This is a genomic window from Methanoregula sp., assembly GCF_041645475.1.
Taxonomy (GTDB): Archaea; Halobacteriota; Methanomicrobia; order Methanomicrobiales; family Methanospirillaceae; genus Methanoregula.
In genome coordinates, this window is sequence record NZ_JBAZQA010000002.1 from 130,947 (window position 1) to 149,462 (window position 18,516).

An 18,516-nucleotide genomic window follows, 5' to 3' on the forward strand; every position below is an offset into this window, starting at 1 on the left:
GGGCGGTTCACCGCTTCCGGGTTGTTTTTTTACCCTTGGGCCCGATAACGGAGTCGTGCGGTGCATTGTAAAACATGCTTGAGGCCGGCCCCTCTCTGAGAACCTTCTGGTTATATGCCTCGATATATTTTTGAACCGCTTTTGAATCCATGACATCGATACCATCAGAGCGGGCTGCCATCACAAATCTTTTTGACATTCCCCAGTTGTCAGGATTGGATGACCGCTCCATAATGCGTTCGTGCAGAGTTTTTATCTCGCGAGCCATAACGGCAGCATTTTTCTGAAGATGATGTTCGTCAAGGTATGCAAAGAATGCAGAAAGTACCGGAACAACACACCGGAAAAACTCCGGACCTTCGGACATCTTCTCCGGGAATAAGTGAACGCAGCATTCTCTCATCGCATCAGCATCCCATTCCTGCGGGACACGCCCAAGATAACTGAACATCATATCAGTAAAAAATCCGGCAATATTTTCAGACTGCAACCGCTCATCTTCGCTTAAATTCAAGAAACGCGGACTGGTACAAAACCCTTCGCCCCAATCGAAAATAACAAAGTCCAGGCACTCGTTGAGTGCAGATTCCGATAATTGTTCAGACGAAACGGTTCTCTTTTTTCGTTGTTTCATTATAGACTTCCCCAATAGTGGAGGATCTTTGTTCAGCAGGGCCTTTTTAGGTACAACCGTTGTTCCAACGCCTTCCGGTCATCCAGACTCTTTCTGATGAAAGGATCAACACCACCGATTGACTCAAGAATTTTTTCCGATTTTCATGAACGTAATCTTTTTGCTTTTGAGGCATTCGAGATCGTAATGGAAGCGGGAGACTCACTAACCTATCATCTCTTTGGAAATTTTAACTCCTCGGTTGCATGCCCCAGCTCAGTGCCCCGGGCTCCGACACTTGACAACGGGTTCGGCACCAATCCGACCCCGGGTCCGCCCACTCACCACAAGCCCGGCCCCGCTGTATTGGGCAGGCAAAGAAAAGATCCGGGACTGAACACTCGTGCCGGATCATCTCAGGCAGATGAAGGAACCGGCACAATGATTCCTTTCCGGATTGCGCCGGCAATATGCGATGCCAGGTCCTGATATTCTTCCGGTGTCAGGGTGAGCACATCGAGGGCAACTCTGAATTTTCTCACGGTCTGGATCTCGGCATCTTTCGTTAAAAGAGCCCGTTTGAAAATATCCCTGCCGGTGAAATCAGCAGAGACGATTGCAATATCGATGTCACTGCGGGGCGATGCTGTTCCCTGGCCACAAGACCCGAACACGATAAGGTCGTGGATAAGGATCCCGTTTTCCCTTGCGACAGCGCCAAAAAAAGGTACCGCTTCAAGGACTTTTGCTTCAACCCTGGAAGAATCTCCGTCGTCTCGCGTGTGATACGTTCGGATCCCATTACCGGGAATATTCCCGTAGGATCTCAGCAATCTTTCCCCGGGTTGCTGGGATATTCTTCGTGACAATCTGCCAGATGACTTCGTGATCTACGGCAAAATAATGATGAATTACTTTGTTCCTTAACCCAACGATCGTTTTCCAGGGCACTTCGGGGTGCCGTTCCCTGACATCATCCGGGATCGCCGCCGCAGCTTCACCAATCTTCTCGATGTTGCGTTCAACTGCGTCGACAGTCTGCTCGCGAAGAATGAATTCATCATAGGATAATCCGGCAACGTAACGTTCGATCTTATCCATAGAGGAGAGGATTTCTGAAAGGTACAATGCGGGAGACCTGGCGGTCATGCGTACTGTACCTCGGCAAGGATAGTATCCCGGATGAGCGGGTGAAGGGATCTCCGTATGACCAGGTCTACTTTGTGATGGAGAACAGATTCGAGATAATCGGCGAGGTCAACAAGTTCCCACCCGATCGGCCGGTCGAATTCTACAATAATATCGATATCACTGGCCGGGGCTGCTTCTCCGCGTGCATAGGATCCGAAGATACCGATGGATGTCACGCCGTATTTTTCACGGATCTCCGGCAGGCACTTCCGCAGGCTTTCTCGTATCTCCTCAGCCGATGTCATGGTCCCGATAAAAGATGATAGTCTTCGGACGGTAAAAAATGCATGGTCTTCTCCTGCTTCCCTCTCCGACCCGTTCCGAACTTATTATCAGTGCCATCAGTTTCGGTAATTGACGACGGGTCCGGTACTAAACCGGTCCCGGGTCCGCCCAACCCCCACAAGCCCGGCCCCGCCCCACCGCACGCGGCCGGCTTGAGTGATCGGATCGGAATGCTCTGGTTAAAAAAAATTTCCGGCAGAACCGGTTCGTGCTGAAAAAATTTCCGGGCCGGTCACATTTGCACCGGATTTTTTCCCGGTCAAAACCGGCATGGGCAAAAATATTTTTTCCGGGCCTTGTTTGCAAACGTCCGCCCCCCCACGGTGCCGGATCGCATGATCCCGATATCAGAAAGATCTGTTTCCATGACGGTGAAAACCTCCCTTCGGCATGAACCCGATCCGGAAAACAGGGGTTTCCTTCATGTACCAAGCCTGAAGTACGGCCGGAAAAAGGGGGGCACCGGAAGGCCGCTATTTTGCAGGTTGAAGTGGGGCTATAATTGGCTCTTTTTTGAAAATACTTAAGAATTGCCGGTTTCTCCGTGGGCGTGGACATCGTTTCCACTCCAGCCGGATGGATGGATCGTCCGTTTGGCAAACAAAGCCCGCTGCGGGCCCCGAATAGTACAGGTCTTCCGGGAGCGGGATTACCCCGGCGGGATACCTGGACCGGATGCAGGGGTCAGGCACAGGGACATGGGTCTATCCCGGGCAGAACCGGGTGGGCAAAAACCGGATACGAATCGTTGTTCCGGAACCGCCGGACAGAGATTTCCGGGTGCCGCGAACCGGAGAACCATTTGCGATTAATACGATGCCGAAAGATTATTCCGGGAGGTTATACGATGCCGGTCATTATCTTAAAGATACGAAAAGGCCTGTCCACGGAACAGAAACGCAGGATTGTTCAGGAATTTACTGATACGCTTGTTGCAACCGTTGGGGTGACGCCCGGTCTCGTGACCATCTTTATCGAAGAGCACGAGCCCGAAGATATCGCAAACGCCGGAAAACTCCGGTGCGATCCTTAATCATCACCTTTTGCTTTTTTTCCGTGTGAGATAATCCGGAAGAGAACAAGGCTTAAGATGCCGGATGACCACGATCAGGTAGTGGTGCAATCAATGAAAAAGAACACAACCCGATCCAGCCCGTTCCATGATACCCTTCGGGCATCAGCCTGTATCCTCGTAATTATCCTGACCGGATTTCTCATCATCTCTCCCGTATCAGCGCATCCCCCCTCCGACATGGTACTGTCCTACAACGGGATCACAAAGGATCTCCAGGTCACAATCACCCACCAGGTTCCCAATCCCCAGGAGCATTACATCCGGGAAGTTGCGGTGTCCATCAACGGAAAAGCGGTGAACACCTCCACGTACACCCGCCAGCCGGCGCCGGATACATTCACCTACACGTACCCGGTTGCGGTGTTGCCCGGCGATGATATCGAAGTTGTCGCACAATGCAGCCAGGCCGGTTCGATCAGCCGGAACCTCTCCGTGGCACCAACCGCGTCCCCGTCACCCGCTGCCATACCGGGAACGCAGAAAGCCGCAGCAGGACTCGCCCCGCTTCTCGGTGCAGCGGCCCTGGTCCTGCTGATAAAAAAGTAATTTTTTAAAAACCCGGGGGATCAGCGATCTCTTCCGCCCCGCCGCTCATCATACGGGATCTCCGCGCTTCTCCCCTGCGAGAGCTTCTTGCGGTCGCTCCTTGCATTCTCAAACCGTTCTTCCAGGGGAATATCGACACTCTTGCCCCGGGAGAGGGGTTCCTTGTCTTCCCGGGAACTGCCGAACCGTTCCTCCAAGGGAATCTCAACGCTCCTTCCCTTGGATAACGGTTCGCGGCCCTGCCGGGAATGCTCAAAACGGTCCTGGAGCGGGATCTCAACACTCTTTCCCAGGGATAACTCGCCCCGCTCACCGCGTGAACGCTCGAACCGTTCCTGGAGCGCTATCTCATCGCTTCTCACGCTCGTGTACCGGTCCTGGACCTCGCGGTCGCGCTGCTGCCGGCGCTCCTCGACCGGGATGCTGTCACTCCGCCGGGACGGGGGACTCCGGGACACGGTCTGTGCCGGCGCATCGGAATCCGGGATAAAATCAATACCGGAATCTGCCATGCGGCCCGGGGTACTCCGGGCCGGCCGGTCATCGCGCTGCAGTGCCGGCATACGCGGCACCGGTTCCTGGCCACGGACCTCGCCCCTGTCCTCAGACGCATGGCGTGGGCCGGTGTACGCATACCGGCTTTTGGGAACCGGGGGCGCACTATTCCCGCGCCGGACTTCGGCTGCTGCCCGGTCTATCGTATCAGTCACTTCCTGGGGGTGCCACTCGGTGAACATCAGGAACTGGAGAAAAGAGTCCGGCTCGCGGAACACCGACGCACGGATTCCCTCAAAGACGATGGTCCGGTCAATGTCCCCGTACCAGCCCCCGGCCCGCTCCACGATCGCATCATTGCCGTCAAAAATATAGACCCGTTCTATGGCGCCGTCCCGTCCCCACCCGGTCTCCGACACGCCGCTCTCCTCGAACGTTAACGTCTTCCCGACCGCTCCGTAATCCCCGCCCTCCCGGACCGCGATCCGGCTGCATCCCTGCTCATACCGGAACGTCCGGGGCCGCTCGCCAAATGAGAAGGTTTCTTCAAGCATCCCGTACGGATCAAAAACAAACCGCCGGAGGATCTTGTCCCGGCGGACCGGGTCGTTCTCGGTCATTATGTTGGACGCATGATCGAAGAGATACAGGCGCCGGAGCGTTTTCCGGTCGTCGAGTACCTGTATACCGCCGCTGCCGTACTGGTAATACCGGACAACACTTCCATGCCGGTTTCCTGTATGTTCGGTTATGACTGCATCTGCCACTTGAGATCACCTTCGGGCTTTGCGTACTTTTCCGTACATTGCTCTTCGTTAGCCAAATAAGTATGTTTCGCGAAAGATGCGGGCAGGATTCCTGCCGGGCGGTGATATGCCCCGGGGAGTAAACTTCATTCCCTTTTGCTGCAAATACAATGCATACATATGACAGAAGAATCCCCGATTTCCGAGCCGGTCTGTATCAGCCAGACTCCGCCGGAAAAAACCCTCTACCTGGCAAAATGGAGCATGCGGTTCTGGGCCTGGCTCATCGATATCATTGTCATCACCCTTTTTCTGAATATCGTTCACGGCATTCTCGAACCGGTCTGGGTTCTTCCCTTTTACTGGGATATTCCCCACTGGGACCCGTTTGCCGTCGGGTTCCAGACCCTCTTCTTCTTCCTGTACTGGACCGTCATGGAAGGGTTCCGGGGCCAGTCCATCGGCAAGATGGTGATGAACTTGAAAGTGGTCAACCGGGATGGTACCCGGATAAATTACAGCAAGGCCGCCATAGAGAGTTTCGGGAAGACGTTTGTCCCCGTCCTCATCCTCGACTGCCTGATCGGGTGGTTTGCCATGCCCGAGACAAAACTCCGGGTCTTCAACCGGATTTCCAACACGATCGTCATCAAGACCGACTACAAGGAGCCTGCCGGGATCCTGTACGTCAAGGATAAAGAGTAACTCCCTGCACTCCCGTTTTTTTTCCATACCTTTTTGTAACAGGATCTGCTCCGGTATACTATGGAAGAGCCGGCGCTCAATTCTTCAGCGGGTGGATTAAACGATCCGGAACCCCCATCCGGCGATGAACGGCTGAGGCATTTTATCGGCATGCTCTCCGATGACGATGAGATGAACCGCTGGAAAGCAGCAGAAGTGCTGGGACGGATCGGGGATACGGCCGCAGTTGCGCCCCTCATCGATACGCTCTGGGACGAGGATGCCCGGGTCCGGCTCAAGGCGGCCTGGGCGCTGGGCATGATCGGCGATCCCGAGGCACTCCGGCCGCTCCAGCGCCTGTACCGCATGGAGCGCGAAGATGCGCAGGAGATAATCGAAGAAGCGATTGCATTGATCAAACGGATAATGGCTGAACCCCGGGGATAGAGCCGGTTTTCCGGGCCTTGGCTCTCTCTTTGTTACCCAACCGGATTAAGACAGGTTTATCGCATGGATCACCGAATAAAAATGCAGGAGTTCCGGCATGGAAAAGATCGAATCGCTCTATAAAACCGAGAACGGGACGGTTCTTATCGAGATCAAACTCACTTCGATCCTCCAGATGTTCAACTCGTTCGACCCCGCACCGTTCCACGAGAAGGAACTCGATTCTGATGCTGAAAAGTATATTGTCAATATCGTCAACGACTTCCCGGCAAAAACCCGGTTCCGGATCATCATCCACCTGCCTGCAGACATTGCCGACAGCAATGATGCAAAGAAGATAGTTCCTGCAATCCATAACCACTTCCAGTACAGGATGCTGGTTGCCGACATGCAGTTCCGGTCCCGGTTCCGGTTTGGCAGGAGTGCCATGCTGATCGGCCTCGGGTTTCTGGCAATTGCCCTCTTTGTCCGGTTCCTGATAGCCTCGTACAGCAGCCAGCTGGTTGCCCAGCTCCTTGCCGATACCCTGCTGATTGTCGGGTGGGCGGCAATGTGGGAGCCCGTCACGATATTGCTCTACCAGCTCTGGCCCATCATCAAGCTGAAAAGGACCTACGAAAAGATAAGCGGCATGGAGATCGAGATCCGTTCGTCCGGATGAACCCGGCAGACCGGAAAGACCACTCCCTTTTTTTGGCCCGGGCGGATTTTCCGAAATGTTTTCCTGCGTGAATGCAAGATCAGAAAAATCTTTTTTTGCCTGTTGACACTGGCACGAATGCGGGTTTTCACCCAAATGAAGAAAATTGCAGTTTTCCGGGTACAGGAACTACTCTTGTTCAGGTGTGATACTGCGAAAAAAGATACGATTTCAGAGAAATATGAGGTTGTTTTTCTGTCCCGGAGGCCGGAATCCGTAAGGATTAATCCAGCCACCGGGTCAGATCTTCCACCGGGGGCCTGATGGAGGGGGAGAGTTCATCGGCAGGAACGCCAACCGCACATCCCATCAGTTCCCATTCGCCCGCGGGTATGCCCAGTATGCTGCAGAATTCCGCGCTCCGGGACATCTGCGAGGTAATGGATACCAGGTGGAATCCCAGCCCGAGGGCGGTTGCCTTGAGCCACATGTTCTCCATGCAGTGCGCAAGGGACTGGAGCTCCACCGGGGGGAACCCTTTGCGCTCGGCAACCACAATGTACACCGGGGCAGTCCCGATCCCGGGTACGAGCCCCCGCTTTTGGATCAGTGACAGCCGATCCGCAAAGGATCCCGCTCTCTCGCGGAGTGCCGGGTTCTTTTCCATCCCCTCTTTCAGTTCCTGCGCCATCACGGCAACCTGATCCATGGCAAGGGATTTTACCGCATTGAGGCTTGCCGAACCGTTCCTTAAGACAAAGAACCGGCGGAAATAATCCTTTGATGTGCCCACCGCGGCTGCGGCAAACGGGGCAAGCAGGCCGGCGTGAAGGATGCGCCGGATAGCGTCATCATCGGGAACTTCCGAAGTGAACATCCGGTATGAGCGGCGCTCGGCAAGAATCTGGTCCAGGCAGACATTTCTCTGTTCGAAGATATCGGTGCACATAAAATATCCTATAATTCAGTTGGGCGGAGTGCCTCATGAACATTGGCACGGGGAAAAAAATACGGGAAACCCCACCTTGCCGGAGGGGAGCCAGATCAGGCCAGCCGCTCTGCGTGCAGCACGCCCATGACTCCCATCACATCATGGCAGGGCTTTCGCTCGATCTCAAAGTCATAGTGCCTTGTGATATAATCGAGCAGGGCCGGGTTCGTCATCCCGCAGATAGGCGGCGTGTGCAGTTCCATCTCGATTCTCCGGACTCCTGCAAGATCGGGCGGGTGAATCAGCCACTCACCTCCTTCGCAATCGCATTTCAAAAAATCGCACCCCCCGGCCATCCGGATGATCGTCCCAAGGGTGAAGGTGGGTGCAATCACCCGGCAGTCATCCCAGCAGATCTCTTTTGGTTTTCCATCACCGATGGCTCCCCGGATGACCTTGACGGCTGCACTGTTTGTCCGGATGTTCTCCTCAAGAATTCCGCAGGTCACGGGTTCAACCGCCGTCACCTGTGACGAGAGCCTGGCGGCCCGGATACAGAACGCTCCCACGTTGGCCCCGATATCGAGGACGCGGTCGGACTGGGTGATATCGTCAAACCGGTATTCCGGCACATCAAAAATCTGCCGGAAGGAAGTCTTCCTGTTTGAGAAGATCACGTTATCGGACGTGATAACGTTCTGAGGCAAATTCATTTTTTCCTGTCAATGACATGGGCAGAACGCTCCATTAAAGATTTCTTCTCACGTGTGTCTCGTCCGTTATCATCCGTGAAACAATGAATTACCGCATGAACCCGTCAGGTGTTAATCCGGACAATTCGCGTACTCAACGGTTTTTTAAGAAAGGAACAGGGTTTTTTACCCGTATGCCGATTATTCCGGTACGTATGGGGTTCAAAGACCTGGTGTCCGGTTGTGTTCCCGAAGATCTCCTCCCTCTCCTGACCGGCCATTACACGGTGATCGGCACCGTTGCAGTCATCGCGATCCCCCGCCTGCTTGAAGATTATAAATTCACGATTGCAAAGGCTATCCTTTCGCATCGCCATTCGGTACAAACGGTGCTGAACAAGACCGCCCCGGTCAATGGCAGCAGCCGCACTGCACGATACGAGATTCTTGCAGGAAAGGATACCGTGACCACCTGCCGGGAATACGGCATTGAGTACGAGCTGGACATCCTCTCCTCGTTCTTCAATCCCCGCCTGTCAACCGAGCGCAGGCGGGTTGCCGGTATGGTCCGGCCCGGTGAGCTGGTTCTTGTCCCGTTTGCCGGTGTCGGGCCTTTTGTGGTTCCTGCCGCCCGGAGGGGGGCCCGCGTTGTGGCAGTGGAACAGAATCCGGATGCGTTCCGGTGGCTGTGCAATAATATCTGCGGGAACTGTGTCGAGGGCCGGGTTACTCCCATTGAGGGAGATGCGTTTGACCCCTCTCATCTCCAGGACACTATCTTTGACCGGGTTATCATTCCCACCCCCTATGGTATGGATTCGATCCTTGGCGTGCTCGCACCGCACGTGAAACCCGGCGGGATGATTCACTTTTATACGTTCCACAACAAGAGGGAGATAGCCGTACTGGAAGACCTGTTTGGCAGGACCGGGTATGAAGTTCTCCGGGTCCGGAAGTGTGGTAACGTTGCACCAGCTGTGGCCCGGTGGGTCTTTGACCTGAAACGGGTGGGCTGACCAGCAACTCTGCAGATGGGGATGGAACAAAAAATCAGGCTGATCGGATATCTTTTGAGCTGCACGAGGGGCAGCTGGGATGGCTGACCCGGTCCCAGGTGAACTCAGCACCGCAGTCATTGCAACAGCATTCTGAGCAGGATGGATCAAAAACCGTTATAAGAAATGATTCGTCCTGTAAACCCATGGGTATGCACACCTCTGATCAATAGATAATAATAAGTAATCTATACATTTTGTGCTTTTAAAAACAGGGTAACTCCGCCTCTGGTTCGCGATCCCCGTTCCCCCATATCCCCGATGTGATGATCTTCATTGATGGTGGGAAATGTCCGTTCACGGAAAACCAGGTATCGTGGCGAGCCGCGGATGCAGTATATGTGAACCTGTAATTATCATCGGAAAAAATGCATATATGGTAAACGAATGGAACCTCATGTACCAATCTCAATAAAAATTCCGTGATCCGCCATGTATCTTCAGACAACAACCTCAATCCTCCGTCCCTGGTTGGCTTCGGATGCCGAGGCGGTTGCCCGGCATGCAAATAATCCCCGTGTTGCAGCTGGCATGAGAGATGCATTCCCGCATCCCTATACTCTTGAGGATGCACACCGGTTTATTGAACGGGCCCCGGGAGCCGGCAACCTTTTTCTCGCAATCGAGGTTAAGGGTGAAGCCATGGGAGGGATCGGTATCCATGTGCTGGATGATGTCTATTGCCGCACCGGGGAGATCGGGTACTGGCTGTCGGAATCCTGCTGGGGGCAGGGGATCACCGCAGAAGCGGTCCGGGCACTCGTCCCGGTTGTTTTCCGAACAACGGATCTCGTCCGCATCCAGGCAGGAATCTTTTCGTGCAACCCGGCTTCTGCCCGGGTCCTGGAAAAGTGCGGTTTTGTGCGGGAAGCCGTCCTCAAAGATGCAATCACGAAAAACGGGGTTGTGATGGATGAGATTGTGTATGCAATCTTAAAAAAACAGGTCGGGGAATCAGACGGGTAAGACCCGGCTCCCGTAAATTTCATTGATGACCTGGCCCATGCCCATGTACAATGCCAGGCCACCGGCAATGAGGCCCATGATTCCGCCGGCAACAAGGATCGCGGGGTTCGCGGTTAACTGGGCTGCAACGAGGAGGATTACCAGGATGACGACTGCGGCAAGCGTGACCTGGAGAAGCCGGTGCATACGGAGCGTACAGATGAAGAGCCCGAATGCAAAAATGCCCCACAGGGCAAGGAATGCTGCAATATCAACCGGTTGCGGGGCCTTTGCAATGCCAAGGGCCGGAAGGAGAAGCATTGATGCAAACGCGATCCAGAAGCAGCCGAAACTGCCGAAGGTGAGCATCCCGAAGCTGTTGTTCTTCTTCCATTCCATGATGCCGACAATTACCTGGATGATGCCTCCATAGAAGATGGCCATGGCAAGTATGGGGCTTGAAAGGGCGGTCAGGCCTGCATTATGCAGGCTGAGCAGCAGGGTGGTCATACCGAATGAGCACAGTCCCAGGGGTGCCGGGTTGGCAGTGTTATCGTTCAGAAAGAGATTGTTCCGGTTCTTTTCTTCAATGTGTTCCATGAAATCCTCTCAATACGTGTCCTCTGGTGCAGTAAAACCGGGACTGAAAGAAAATCCCCGTATATTTACACCAGTCTATTAGAATTGTGGTGCACAATATTAAAAAATTTGCATCGGCACTTGCAATTTCATCGGGACCATTACACCGGATTCTTTCTGAAATTTTTAGAGCCGCACCACATCTAAAAAATACAGCAGGGTAATTCCAAATTTATGGTGCGCTCTGGGTTCACAAAAAGGGATGGCCCGGATTGGGTTGCAGGGGGAACTTTTTATTCAGCCCTCAATGCATCGATGGGATCCATATTCGAAGCCCGCCATGCAGGGTACACACCCGAGATAACACAGACAATTACGCCGATTGCCATTCCTTCAGGAACATAAATGATACTTTCGGGCAGGAAGAAATACGCGGTACTCCCAATCATCGCCCCGACAACAGAGTACCCTATGATAAGACTGCAGATCCCGCCAAACACGGCCCCGATGATTCCCAGGATAAACGCCTCGTAAAGGAACATCCGGCGTATTTCTCCTTTCTCCGTACCAATGGAGAGCAGGATCCCGATCTCCTGGATCCGCTCATTGACGGACATCATCATGACGTTGAAGATGCTGACTGCCGCAACAACAAGAGAAATCCCGCCGATTGCAAGGATAAAGGTCGTGATCGTGCTAAGCGTAGATGTGATGTTTGAAAGACGGGAACTTGCATCGGAGATCCGGATAACCTGGGTTCTCCGGTTAACCTTGTCATCGATCGCGGCTTCCACATCCGGTATGGTGTCGACATTCTTGACGATCACGTTCACCTGGTCATACAGGTTTTCATTGCCGAAGTGGGAGGTGTACCAGTCATCCGAAACAATGATGGCATTATCGGCCATGACTCCGTCAGCGGTCATTCCCCGGGCGGTAAGAATGCCGGCAACCCGGACAACCGGGCGGGTGACCGACTTGTTATCCTCCCCTATTTTCAGGCGGCTGCCGATCTTGATGCCCAGGTTTGTTGCAAGGGTAGATCCCACCAGGGCATCACTCTCACCCTGGATGGCATCGCCTTCGGATATGGTGAGAAACTTGGTTACGTCATTTGGGTCCATCCCGTACATTGACCCCCGCCCGTTTGTCGATCCTACCGTGAAATGCGTACTGGACCGATGTATGGGTATGACAATATTATTTCCTGACGACTCCTTGATCTCGTTCAGCTGGGCTTTATCTATTCCCGTCGAGGCGGTTGACCCGGGGCTCATCCGGACGGCATCCGGGGTTATCGAGATCGTATTTGCGCTTGCCGAAAGCTGTTCTTTTACCTGAAGCTGCATGTTCGTCCCGAGCATTCCCATTGAGGAGATCGCAACAACGCCGATAACAATGCCGATGGAGGCGAGGAGCGAGCGGAGAAAATTCAGGCGGACACTCCGGACCGAGAGATCGAAGAAAATATCTTTCATGATTCCACGATCCTCCCGTCTTCAAGTACGATCGTGCGATGAGCGTATTCAGCGATCTTCGGGTCATGGGTTACAAGAATGACCGTCTTTCCCTCGCGGTGCAGTCCGACAAGGAGATCCATGATCTGGTGGCCGGTCTTCCGGTCCAGGTTGCCGGTCGGTTCATCGCAGAGCAGGATCTTGGGCTCGTTGACAAGTGCCCGCGCAACTGCAACCCGCTGCTGCTGGCCGCCGGATAACTGGTTGGGCCGGTGAGCACTCATGTCGCTGTCAAATCCCACGGATTTCAAAACGGCAGCGGCTTTGCCGGAAGAATCCCGCTTTTTATATTTCAGGATGAGGGGATACTCTACGTTTTCATACGCGGTTAAGAGCGGGATCAGGTAAAACTTCTGGAAGATATAGCCGATGATATCGCGGCGCATGTGGGTGCGTTCAAGCGCGGTCATGCCGGATACATCCCGGCCGTCGACATACATTTTTCCGGACGTGGGTACATCGAGGATCCCGAGCTGGTTCATCATGGTGGATTTGCCGGAGCCCGAAGGCCCCATGATGGCAATAAATTCATTTTCCTGGATGTCGAGAGTGACGTGGTCGAGCGCAGTAAAGTCGCCACTCTCCAGGTGATAGACTTTCGACACATCGTCGAGCCGGATAAGGGGGGTGGTGCTCATAGTCCGCAGGATTTTAGTCGCGTTTCAGTTTCATTGCAACCCATTTTCGTTTTTTATACAGGACAATGGCAATTACGAGGATGATGACACCCGCAATAACCGGGTAGAATGATGCGATGCCTCCACCCCTTCCTCCGCTAATACCAAAGATGCTGTTACTCCCGCCGCCGCGGTACGAGGAACTTGTCGCCGCCTGCCCTGTTGCGGAGCTGGAACCGGAGGATCCGGCTGGGCTGAAACTCTGGGCAGACCGGAGATCATAGGTTTTTGTTGTAGTGAACGAATTGCCATTTGCATCTTTCCAGGTGATGACGATGGGGATGGATGAGAGATCGGTACTGGCAAAGTTGAGTTCGAAACTGGAGAAATCATCCGCTGCCAGAGATCCTATCGCATATTCCGGGTAAGGCTCGACAGCACGGGCAGGGGATCCGACCGTGACCAGCAGGGCTTTTGCATCGGTGATCCCCGCATTGTTCACATCCCCGGTGAGCTTGTATGAGGATCCCTGATTCACCAGGGCAATGTTATTGACAATGGGCTTTGCCCCGGTTTTGTCCTCACCGATATTGATGGGGAGGATGAGATCTGCTGCATGTTCATTGTCCCCGTTCTCGTAACTGATATGGAAGTTGACAGAAGAGTTGCCGTGCGGGGTGATGGTAAACGGAATCTCGATGGCACTTTCTGCGTCAATGGACATGATAAATTTCTCGGGCGGGTTGACATCCGCGTTGGTTCCTGCAGGTGTGATGATGATACTATCGATCGGGCCTTTCCGGGAATTGAAGATACTCAGGTTCACCGAACTTGCAGCATCCAGGGGAAATGCATCCGGCTTTTTCGAGATGCCGGTGCGGAGTTGGGTTGAGTCAACCGTTACTTTGATCGGGTACCGGATACTCCCGGCATCCCTTGAAGCCACGCTGAACAGGGGGAAATACGTCCCTTCCGGAGGTCTTGCCGTAACAAGGAACGAGTAGGTCATCGTGTTTCCCGGCCCGAGATAGATCATTCCCTTGTTCGCATCAGGATTTTTGAGAATAATATTGTCGTCCAGTATGGTTGCCTGGGAAAATGCTACTGCCTGGGAACCGGAGTTGGTTATCTGGACCGTGATCGTTCCATCTTCATAGGGATAGAATGACTGGGGATCAACCGTGACCGAACTCACGTATACCTGGGCCAGGGCATTTTCTGCCGAAAGAGTAGTTGATGTGCCTGTACTACCCGAACTGCTGCCTGAACTTGCTGAGCTCGTTGTGCTTGCCGACGTGGTTGCTGCAGTTGCTGCACATACCATGAACAGGAGTAAAAGTGTAATGAGAATACCGGCTCGTTTTTTCATGATTCCTCCGGGTGTTCTCTCCGTACCGGAAGATTCACCCCTTTTTTAAAAATCTACCCTTCTGTTTTATTGTTATCCGGGTTGGTTAAAACACTGGTAATATGCCGATTCCAGGGAGTGAGACGGGGGTTTTTCACTATCACCAAGGAAGGTACTGTTGTTCTGCGGATACTACCCTGCACCTGGCAGGTGTGTTGTTCTGGTGATTATTCAGAGGATCTCCCTCCGCTCGTCCCTGGGGCATCACACCGGTGCAAGCAGGACAACCCGCCAACACCATGTAATGTATATTTTACATTTTGTAATATAAGCATTGTGCTGATTCCCGCGATCTCATCGGTCACCCAACCCCTTCCCCTACCAAAGAATCCCCTGGTTATACGATAGAATAAATTGGAAAATCCGGGTATCGGCACATCTTTTCCTCCCCACTCGCATTCCTGGAAACGAAAAGAGAGGGGCCGGTCAGATAACAGAAACGATCAGGGTACAAAAACCGATAGCTCCTTTTTTTCTTGAAACTGCCCGTATCCGCTGTGCCGTGACCGGGTGAGATTCCCTGCCATGAGATTCTTTTTTATGCCGGTTACATTTCCTCTGTTTTGCCCGCAGAGGGCAATGGCGGATGACGGATTATGAGCGCTTGCATTGGTGATCCGGCAGCTCCCGGCAGGCTGACACATGCCACCCTGCAAAGTCCTCATGGTTACATTGCTCCCATGGTAGATCTTGTTCATCACAAATTTTGGCGTGTTACCCGTCCGGTTCATTGCCGGATGTTCCTTGGGAGAACGCATGGTGTCCAGGGATTGGGGTCCTGTCATATTGCACCCAGGCTGGATGAAACTTTTATTATTCATACTGGTGGGCGCAGGGTGCATTGTATGAGCTGCGCTGACCATCCCGACACACGCAATCAGGATGCAAACGGTGCAAGGATGTAATAATACATTCCGGGTGTTTTCATGGAGATCAGATCCAGTTTTATTTGCTCACGAAAACGCAACATCGGTTGCGGTTAAAGTAAAGAATTCTTTACATTTTGTACTATATAACTTTTCTTTTTAATAGTTCTCATTACAATTCTACGTGATATCCTCCCTTGCATGTGAAACGAGGAATCCGAATAAAAACGCATGAGGAATAAACCCCTGGCGGGGTTCCAAAGGAACCTGGAAAAACGGGTGGGTTTAGTCTATCTCATAGGTCAGCACGTCCTTTTCGTACGTGAAGACCTCTTCAATAGTCACATTGAAATGCCGTGCGATCCTGAAAGCCAGGTCAAGGGAAGGGACATATTTACCTTTTTCAATGGCGAGAATCGTCTGCCGGGTGACGCCGATTGCCCGGGCTAAATCTTCCTGCGTAAGATCGTGCATTGCCCGGAATACCTTGATCTTATTCTTCATCGGTCTCCCAATCCCCGTATTTCCGGGCATAATAGAGCCTGAAGCCGACATAGAGGAAGATCATCAGGCATAAAAGCCCCAGTTGGAAATATCCCATCATCTTGAGGGGCATAATCTCCAGGGACAGGAAATCTGAAGTGTGATTGAAAACCCGCTGCCTGGGAAACCGGGGGACATAGAGCAGGTTCATGACCGCACCGATAGAGAATGCACAGAATAACACCCAGAAAACCTGGAATGTTCTGAGGGCAGCTTTTTCCGTGATCTTCGCGCTGCGCTCATCATCGATCAGATCGGAAACGTTCCTCCGGGCAAGGTAAGCAATCACAATCCCGACAATGAATGCTGCTTCTATCAGCAGCGCATTATGGACTTCCACGGAATACCAGAAAATACCGAGAAGGGCAAGAGCAATACAACCTACAACAAGGTAAAAGGTATTTTTCTTCATGCAGTCCCTTTGTCACATGTTTTTGACATTTGGTGATATAATAGTGACTGTTTTCTGAAGGGGAGTGATTCGTTCCTGCAGCACGGTAACCACGGCGATGACCGGCAGGTGAAGGTGAGAACCCTGTATACGAAGACCGGACTCCCTCTGCCGGGAACAAAAGACATAAACCCGGAAAAATCCTTCACCCCGGATCTGCTGTCATTGCCTGTGTATGGTATGGATATCCTATTATCCAAATAAGAAAAACCGTATACCACGAAACCTATGGAGCCGGGAACCATTAAAATTGCCCTTATCCAGATGTCCATGAGCCGGGACATGGATGAGAACCGGAAAAAAGCACAGGACCGTGTCGAAGGTGCCGCACGAGCCGGAGCTCGGATCATCTGTCTTCCTGAGTTATACCGGTCCCAATACTTCCCCCGGCATGTCGGCACCGACATAGCGGGGATGGCAGAGACGATCCCGGGTGAATCAACAGGTATTTTTTCAGCGATTGCCCGCATGCATGGCGTGGTCGTCATCGTGCCGGTCCTGGAAAAAACCCCGGACGGCAGGATCTGTAATGCAGCCGTAGTCATCGATGCCGATGGCAGCCTCAGTGCACCCTACCGCAAAGTCCACATTCCGCAGGACCCCGGCTTCTTCGAAAAAGAATACTTCTATCCGGGTGAATTGTACTCCGTCTTCCCGACAAAGTACGGACGGATTGCCGTGCTCATCTGTTATGACCAGTGGTTCCCGGAAGCAGCCCGGTGTGTTGCCCTGGAAGGGGCAGAGATCATCTTTTACCCTACGGCCATAGGGCATCCCGATGCCAATACACCCATGGAAGGAAACTGGCAGGAGGCCTGGGAGCTTATCCAGCGCAGCCATGCGATCGCAAACAGCGTCCACGTGGCAGCGGTCAACCGGGTGGGTACGGAGGGGGAGATCCGGTTCTTTGGTGGTTCTTTTGTCTGCGATGCTTTTGGGAACGTAATTTCCCGGCTGGCAGATTCGGAAGAGACCCTGATCGCAACCGTTGACCTTTCCATGAATGCAGAAGTCATGGATTCGTGGGGTTTTTTCCGGAACCGCCGCCCGGAGACGTATGGCCGGATAGGCACCCGCTTCCCCGGGGAGACCGGTACATTCCCTGCATTGCGCACGGGTGACACCCCGAGAAACCGGGGGTTCCACATGCCTGCCGAATGGGAACCCCATACCGCGGTCTGGCTCTCCTGGCCCGGCAACAGGGACACGTTCCCGCAGATTTTCCTTGTGGAGGAAGCCTACTATGAGTTTATCGAAAAGATCCACTCCTCCGAGAGGGTAGAACTCTTTGTCCCGAGCGCTGTCGTCCACCGTAAAGTCAGGTCAAGGCTCCGGGAAATGGGGGTTGATCTCACGCGGGTCACGCTTCATACCAACGAATATTCCGATGTCTGGATCCGGGATTACGGCCCCACGTTCGTTGTCAATCGTGCTCAACGGAAACTCTCCCTTGTCCGCTGGAATTTCAATGCATGGGGAGAGAAATATGACAACCAGATCATGGACGGGAAGATCCCCTTCATGATGAACCGCCGCCTTAACCTTCCCATGTTCGAGCCGGGGATCATCCTGGAAGGCGGCTCGATCGATGTGAACGGCAGGGGCACGGTCCTGACAACAAAGGCCTGCCTCCTCAACCCCAACCGCAACCCGTCGCTCTCTGCAGATGCAATCGAAGAAAAACTCCGAAATTATCTCGGGGTTGAGAACGTCATCTGGCTCAATCATGGTGTTGAGGGCGACGATACGGATGGCCACATTGATGATATTGCCCGGTTTGTCGGACCTTCCACCGTGGTCTGTGCGTATGAGACTGATCGTAAGGATGCAAACTATACTGCCCTTCATGAGAACTATGAGATCCTGCAGAAGTCATGCGACCAGGAAGGGCAGCCGCTCACGGTCATAAAATTACCCATGCCAAAGAAGATTGAAGACGCGGATGGGCGCTACCCGGCAAGCTACACAAATTTCTATATCGGTAATACCGTTGTTATCGTTCCGGTATTTGACGATCCTTCTGATGCGGAGGCGCTCCGGATACTCCAGAATCTCTTCCCGGAAAGGAACGTTGTCGGGATCAACGCCCGGGCAATGGTTGAAGGATACGGCACATTCCATTGCGGAACCCAGCAGCAGCCGGAAGTATAATCCGGATGGCAGGGGGTATTTGACTAGTCCCTGCGTTTC

Annotated in this window: 22 protein-coding genes; 8 read left to right on the plus strand and 14 right to left on the minus strand. The window is 53.2% G+C overall.

The window, feature by feature from the left end; translation table 11 throughout:
• Positions 1-7 precede the first annotated feature (7 nt).
• From WC598_RS02525 to WC598_RS02540, 4 genes are all read right to left on the minus strand, one after another.
• On the minus strand, positions 8-634 hold the full coding sequence (locus WC598_RS02525) for a hypothetical protein (RefSeq protein WP_372959886.1): 627 nt from the start codon (positions 632-634) through the stop codon (positions 8-10).
• Positions 635-1,029: 395 nt separating this feature from the next.
• Positions 1,030-1,446, minus strand: coding sequence for a nucleotidyltransferase domain-containing protein (locus tag WC598_RS02530; protein ID WP_372959893.1), 417 nt, complete (start codon positions 1,444-1,446; stop codon positions 1,030-1,032).
• A complete protein-coding gene (locus tag WC598_RS02535) occupies positions 1,415-1,762 on the minus strand; it encodes a DUF86 domain-containing protein (protein WP_372959894.1) in 348 nt (115 codons plus the stop codon). Before WC598_RS02535 ends, WC598_RS02530 begins: the two co-directional genes overlap by 32 nt.
• Positions 1,759-2,049 (minus strand): nucleotidyltransferase family protein, encoded by a 291-nt coding sequence (locus WC598_RS02540; RefSeq protein ID WP_372959895.1) that lies wholly within the window; start codon positions 2,047-2,049, stop codon positions 1,759-1,761. Before WC598_RS02540 ends, WC598_RS02535 begins: the two co-directional genes overlap by 4 nt.
• Before the next feature lie 887 nt (positions 2,050-2,936).
• Here WC598_RS02540 and WC598_RS02545 point away from each other — a divergent pair.
• A complete protein-coding gene (locus tag WC598_RS02545; RefSeq protein WP_372959896.1) occupies positions 2,937-3,122 on the plus strand; it encodes a 4-oxalocrotonate tautomerase family protein in 186 nt (61 codons plus the stop codon).
• Between the two features lie 93 nt (positions 3,123-3,215).
• Positions 3,216-3,710 (plus strand): hypothetical protein, encoded by a 495-nt coding sequence (locus WC598_RS02550; RefSeq protein ID WP_372959897.1) that lies wholly within the window; start codon positions 3,216-3,218, stop codon positions 3,708-3,710.
• Positions 3,711-3,730: 20 nt separating this feature from the next.
• Here WC598_RS02550 and WC598_RS02555 read toward each other — a convergent pair whose 3' ends face one another.
• Positions 3,731-4,972, minus strand: coding sequence for a hypothetical protein (locus tag WC598_RS02555; RefSeq protein WP_372959898.1), 1,242 nt, complete (start codon positions 4,970-4,972; stop codon positions 3,731-3,733).
• A 159-nt stretch (positions 4,973-5,131) separates the two neighbouring features.
• On the opposite strand from WC598_RS02555, the gene WC598_RS02560 reads away from it, so the two are divergent.
• The 3 genes from WC598_RS02560 (at position 5,132) to WC598_RS02570 (ending at position 6,743) form a co-directional block, all read left to right on the plus strand.
• A complete protein-coding gene (locus WC598_RS02560) occupies positions 5,132-5,656 on the plus strand; it encodes an RDD family protein (RefSeq protein ID WP_372959899.1) in 525 nt (174 codons plus the stop codon).
• A gap of 60 nt (positions 5,657-5,716) precedes the next feature.
• Positions 5,717-6,082: a HEAT repeat domain-containing protein gene (locus tag WC598_RS02565; RefSeq protein WP_372959900.1), complete on the plus strand. Its 366-nt coding sequence runs from the start codon at positions 5,717-5,719 to the stop codon at positions 6,080-6,082.
• A 97-nt stretch (positions 6,083-6,179) separates the two neighbouring features.
• Positions 6,180-6,743, plus strand: a complete 564-nt coding sequence (locus WC598_RS02570) for a hypothetical protein (RefSeq protein ID WP_372959901.1) — start codon at positions 6,180-6,182, stop codon at positions 6,741-6,743.
• Positions 6,744-7,005: 262 nt separating this feature from the next.
• Here WC598_RS02570 and WC598_RS02575 read toward each other — a convergent pair whose 3' ends face one another.
• On the minus strand, positions 7,006-7,671 hold the full coding sequence (locus tag WC598_RS02575; RefSeq protein WP_372959902.1) for a nitroreductase family protein: 666 nt from the start codon (positions 7,669-7,671) through the stop codon (positions 7,006-7,008).
• 95 nt (positions 7,672-7,766) lie between these two features.
• Positions 7,767-8,366, minus strand: coding sequence for an FkbM family methyltransferase (locus WC598_RS02580; protein WP_372959903.1), 600 nt, complete (start codon positions 8,364-8,366; stop codon positions 7,767-7,769).
• A 173-nt stretch (positions 8,367-8,539) separates the two neighbouring features.
• Between WC598_RS02580 and WC598_RS02585 the strand changes: the two genes are divergently transcribed.
• Both WC598_RS02585 and WC598_RS02590 read left to right on the plus strand, forming a co-directional pair.
• Positions 8,540-9,361, plus strand: a complete 822-nt coding sequence (locus WC598_RS02585) for a class I SAM-dependent methyltransferase family protein (protein ID WP_372959904.1) — start codon at positions 8,540-8,542, stop codon at positions 9,359-9,361.
• Between the two features lie 471 nt (positions 9,362-9,832).
• Complete coding sequence (locus tag WC598_RS02590; protein ID WP_372959905.1) at positions 9,833-10,366, plus strand: GNAT family N-acetyltransferase; 534 nt, start codon at positions 9,833-9,835, stop codon at positions 10,364-10,366.
• Here the strand turns inward: WC598_RS02590 and WC598_RS02595 are convergent.
• The 7 genes from WC598_RS02595 to WC598_RS02625 all read right to left on the minus strand — a co-directional run bounded on the left by WC598_RS02595 (position 10,355) and on the right by WC598_RS02625 (position 16,287).
• Positions 10,355-10,945: an acetate uptake transporter gene (locus tag WC598_RS02595; RefSeq protein WP_372959906.1), complete on the minus strand. Its 591-nt coding sequence runs from the start codon at positions 10,943-10,945 to the stop codon at positions 10,355-10,357. The genes WC598_RS02590 and WC598_RS02595 overlap by 12 nt on opposite strands.
• A gap of 272 nt (positions 10,946-11,217) precedes the next feature.
• Positions 11,218-12,402 (minus strand): ABC transporter permease, encoded by a 1,185-nt coding sequence (locus tag WC598_RS02600; protein ID WP_372959907.1) that lies wholly within the window; start codon positions 12,400-12,402, stop codon positions 11,218-11,220.
• Positions 12,399-13,079, minus strand: a complete 681-nt coding sequence (locus tag WC598_RS02605; protein WP_372959908.1) for an ABC transporter ATP-binding protein — start codon at positions 13,077-13,079, stop codon at positions 12,399-12,401. The genes WC598_RS02600 and WC598_RS02605 overlap by 4 nt, the downstream gene beginning before the upstream one ends.
• Positions 13,080-13,092: 13 nt before the next feature.
• Positions 13,093-14,427 (minus strand): hypothetical protein, encoded by a 1,335-nt coding sequence (locus tag WC598_RS02610; protein WP_372959909.1) that lies wholly within the window; start codon positions 14,425-14,427, stop codon positions 13,093-13,095.
• A 482-nt stretch (positions 14,428-14,909) separates the two neighbouring features.
• Positions 14,910-15,251: a hypothetical protein gene (locus tag WC598_RS02615; RefSeq protein WP_372959910.1), complete on the minus strand. Its 342-nt coding sequence runs from the start codon at positions 15,249-15,251 to the stop codon at positions 14,910-14,912.
• Positions 15,252-15,617: 366 nt separating this feature from the next.
• Positions 15,618-15,836, minus strand: a complete 219-nt coding sequence (locus WC598_RS02620) for a helix-turn-helix transcriptional regulator (RefSeq protein WP_372959911.1) — start codon at positions 15,834-15,836, stop codon at positions 15,618-15,620.
• A complete protein-coding gene (locus WC598_RS02625; RefSeq protein ID WP_372959912.1) occupies positions 15,826-16,287 on the minus strand; it encodes a DUF2178 domain-containing protein in 462 nt (153 codons plus the stop codon). The genes WC598_RS02620 and WC598_RS02625 overlap by 11 nt, the downstream gene beginning before the upstream one ends.
• A 267-nt stretch (positions 16,288-16,554) precedes the next feature.
• Between WC598_RS02625 and WC598_RS02630 the strand changes: the two genes are divergently transcribed.
• Positions 16,555-18,477 (plus strand): agmatine deiminase family protein, encoded by a 1,923-nt coding sequence (locus WC598_RS02630; RefSeq protein ID WP_372959913.1) that lies wholly within the window; start codon positions 16,555-16,557, stop codon positions 18,475-18,477.
• Positions 18,478-18,516 lie beyond the last annotated feature (39 nt).

Excerpts from the sequence above, each read along its gene's own strand:
- WC598_RS02560 (WP_372959899.1), top strand. The coding sequence starts at position 5,132 with ATGACAGAAGAATCCCCGATTTCCGAGCCGGTCTGTATCAGCCAGACT.
- WC598_RS02550 (WP_372959897.1), top strand. The coding sequence starts at position 3,216 with ATGAAAAAGAACACAACCCGATCCAGCCCGTTCCATGATACCCTTCGG.
- WC598_RS02610 (WP_372959909.1), bottom strand. The coding sequence starts at position 14,427 with ATGAAAAAACGAGCCGGTATTCTCATTACACTTTTACTCCTGTTCATG.
- WC598_RS02590 (WP_372959905.1), top strand. The coding sequence starts at position 9,833 with ATGTATCTTCAGACAACAACCTCAATCCTCCGTCCCTGGTTGGCTTCG.
- WC598_RS02545 (WP_372959896.1), top strand. The coding sequence starts at position 2,937 with ATGCCGGTCATTATCTTAAAGATACGAAAAGGCCTGTCCACGGAACAG.
- WC598_RS02565 (WP_372959900.1), top strand. The coding sequence starts at position 5,717 with ATGGAAGAGCCGGCGCTCAATTCTTCAGCGGGTGGATTAAACGATCCG.
- WC598_RS02540 (WP_372959895.1), bottom strand. The coding sequence starts at position 2,049 with ATGACATCGGCTGAGGAGATACGAGAAAGCCTGCGGAAGTGCCTGCCG.
- WC598_RS02580 (WP_372959903.1), bottom strand. The coding sequence starts at position 8,366 with ATGAATTTGCCTCAGAACGTTATCACGTCCGATAACGTGATCTTCTCA.
- WC598_RS02570 (WP_372959901.1), top strand. The coding sequence starts at position 6,180 with ATGGAAAAGATCGAATCGCTCTATAAAACCGAGAACGGGACGGTTCTT.
- WC598_RS02600 (WP_372959907.1), bottom strand. The coding sequence starts at position 12,402 with ATGAAAGATATTTTCTTCGATCTCTCGGTCCGGAGTGTCCGCCTGAAT.
- WC598_RS02525 (WP_372959886.1), bottom strand. The coding sequence starts at position 634 with ATGAAACAACGAAAAAAGAGAACCGTTTCGTCTGAACAATTATCGGAA.
- WC598_RS02615 (WP_372959910.1), bottom strand. The coding sequence starts at position 15,251 with ATGACAGGACCCCAATCCCTGGACACCATGCGTTCTCCCAAGGAACAT.
- WC598_RS02535 (WP_372959894.1), bottom strand. The coding sequence starts at position 1,762 with ATGACCGCCAGGTCTCCCGCATTGTACCTTTCAGAAATCCTCTCCTCT.
- WC598_RS02595 (WP_372959906.1), bottom strand. The coding sequence starts at position 10,945 with ATGGAACACATTGAAGAAAAGAACCGGAACAATCTCTTTCTGAACGAT.
- WC598_RS02585 (WP_372959904.1), top strand. The coding sequence starts at position 8,540 with ATGCCGATTATTCCGGTACGTATGGGGTTCAAAGACCTGGTGTCCGGT.
- WC598_RS02605 (WP_372959908.1), bottom strand. The coding sequence starts at position 13,079 with ATGAGCACCACCCCCCTTATCCGGCTCGACGATGTGTCGAAAGTCTAT.
- WC598_RS02575 (WP_372959902.1), bottom strand. The coding sequence starts at position 7,671 with ATGTGCACCGATATCTTCGAACAGAGAAATGTCTGCCTGGACCAGATT.
- WC598_RS02625 (WP_372959912.1), bottom strand. The coding sequence starts at position 16,287 with ATGAAGAAAAATACCTTTTACCTTGTTGTAGGTTGTATTGCTCTTGCC.
- WC598_RS02630 (WP_372959913.1), top strand. The coding sequence starts at position 16,555 with ATGGAGCCGGGAACCATTAAAATTGCCCTTATCCAGATGTCCATGAGC.
- WC598_RS02620 (WP_372959911.1), bottom strand. The coding sequence starts at position 15,836 with ATGAAGAATAAGATCAAGGTATTCCGGGCAATGCACGATCTTACGCAG.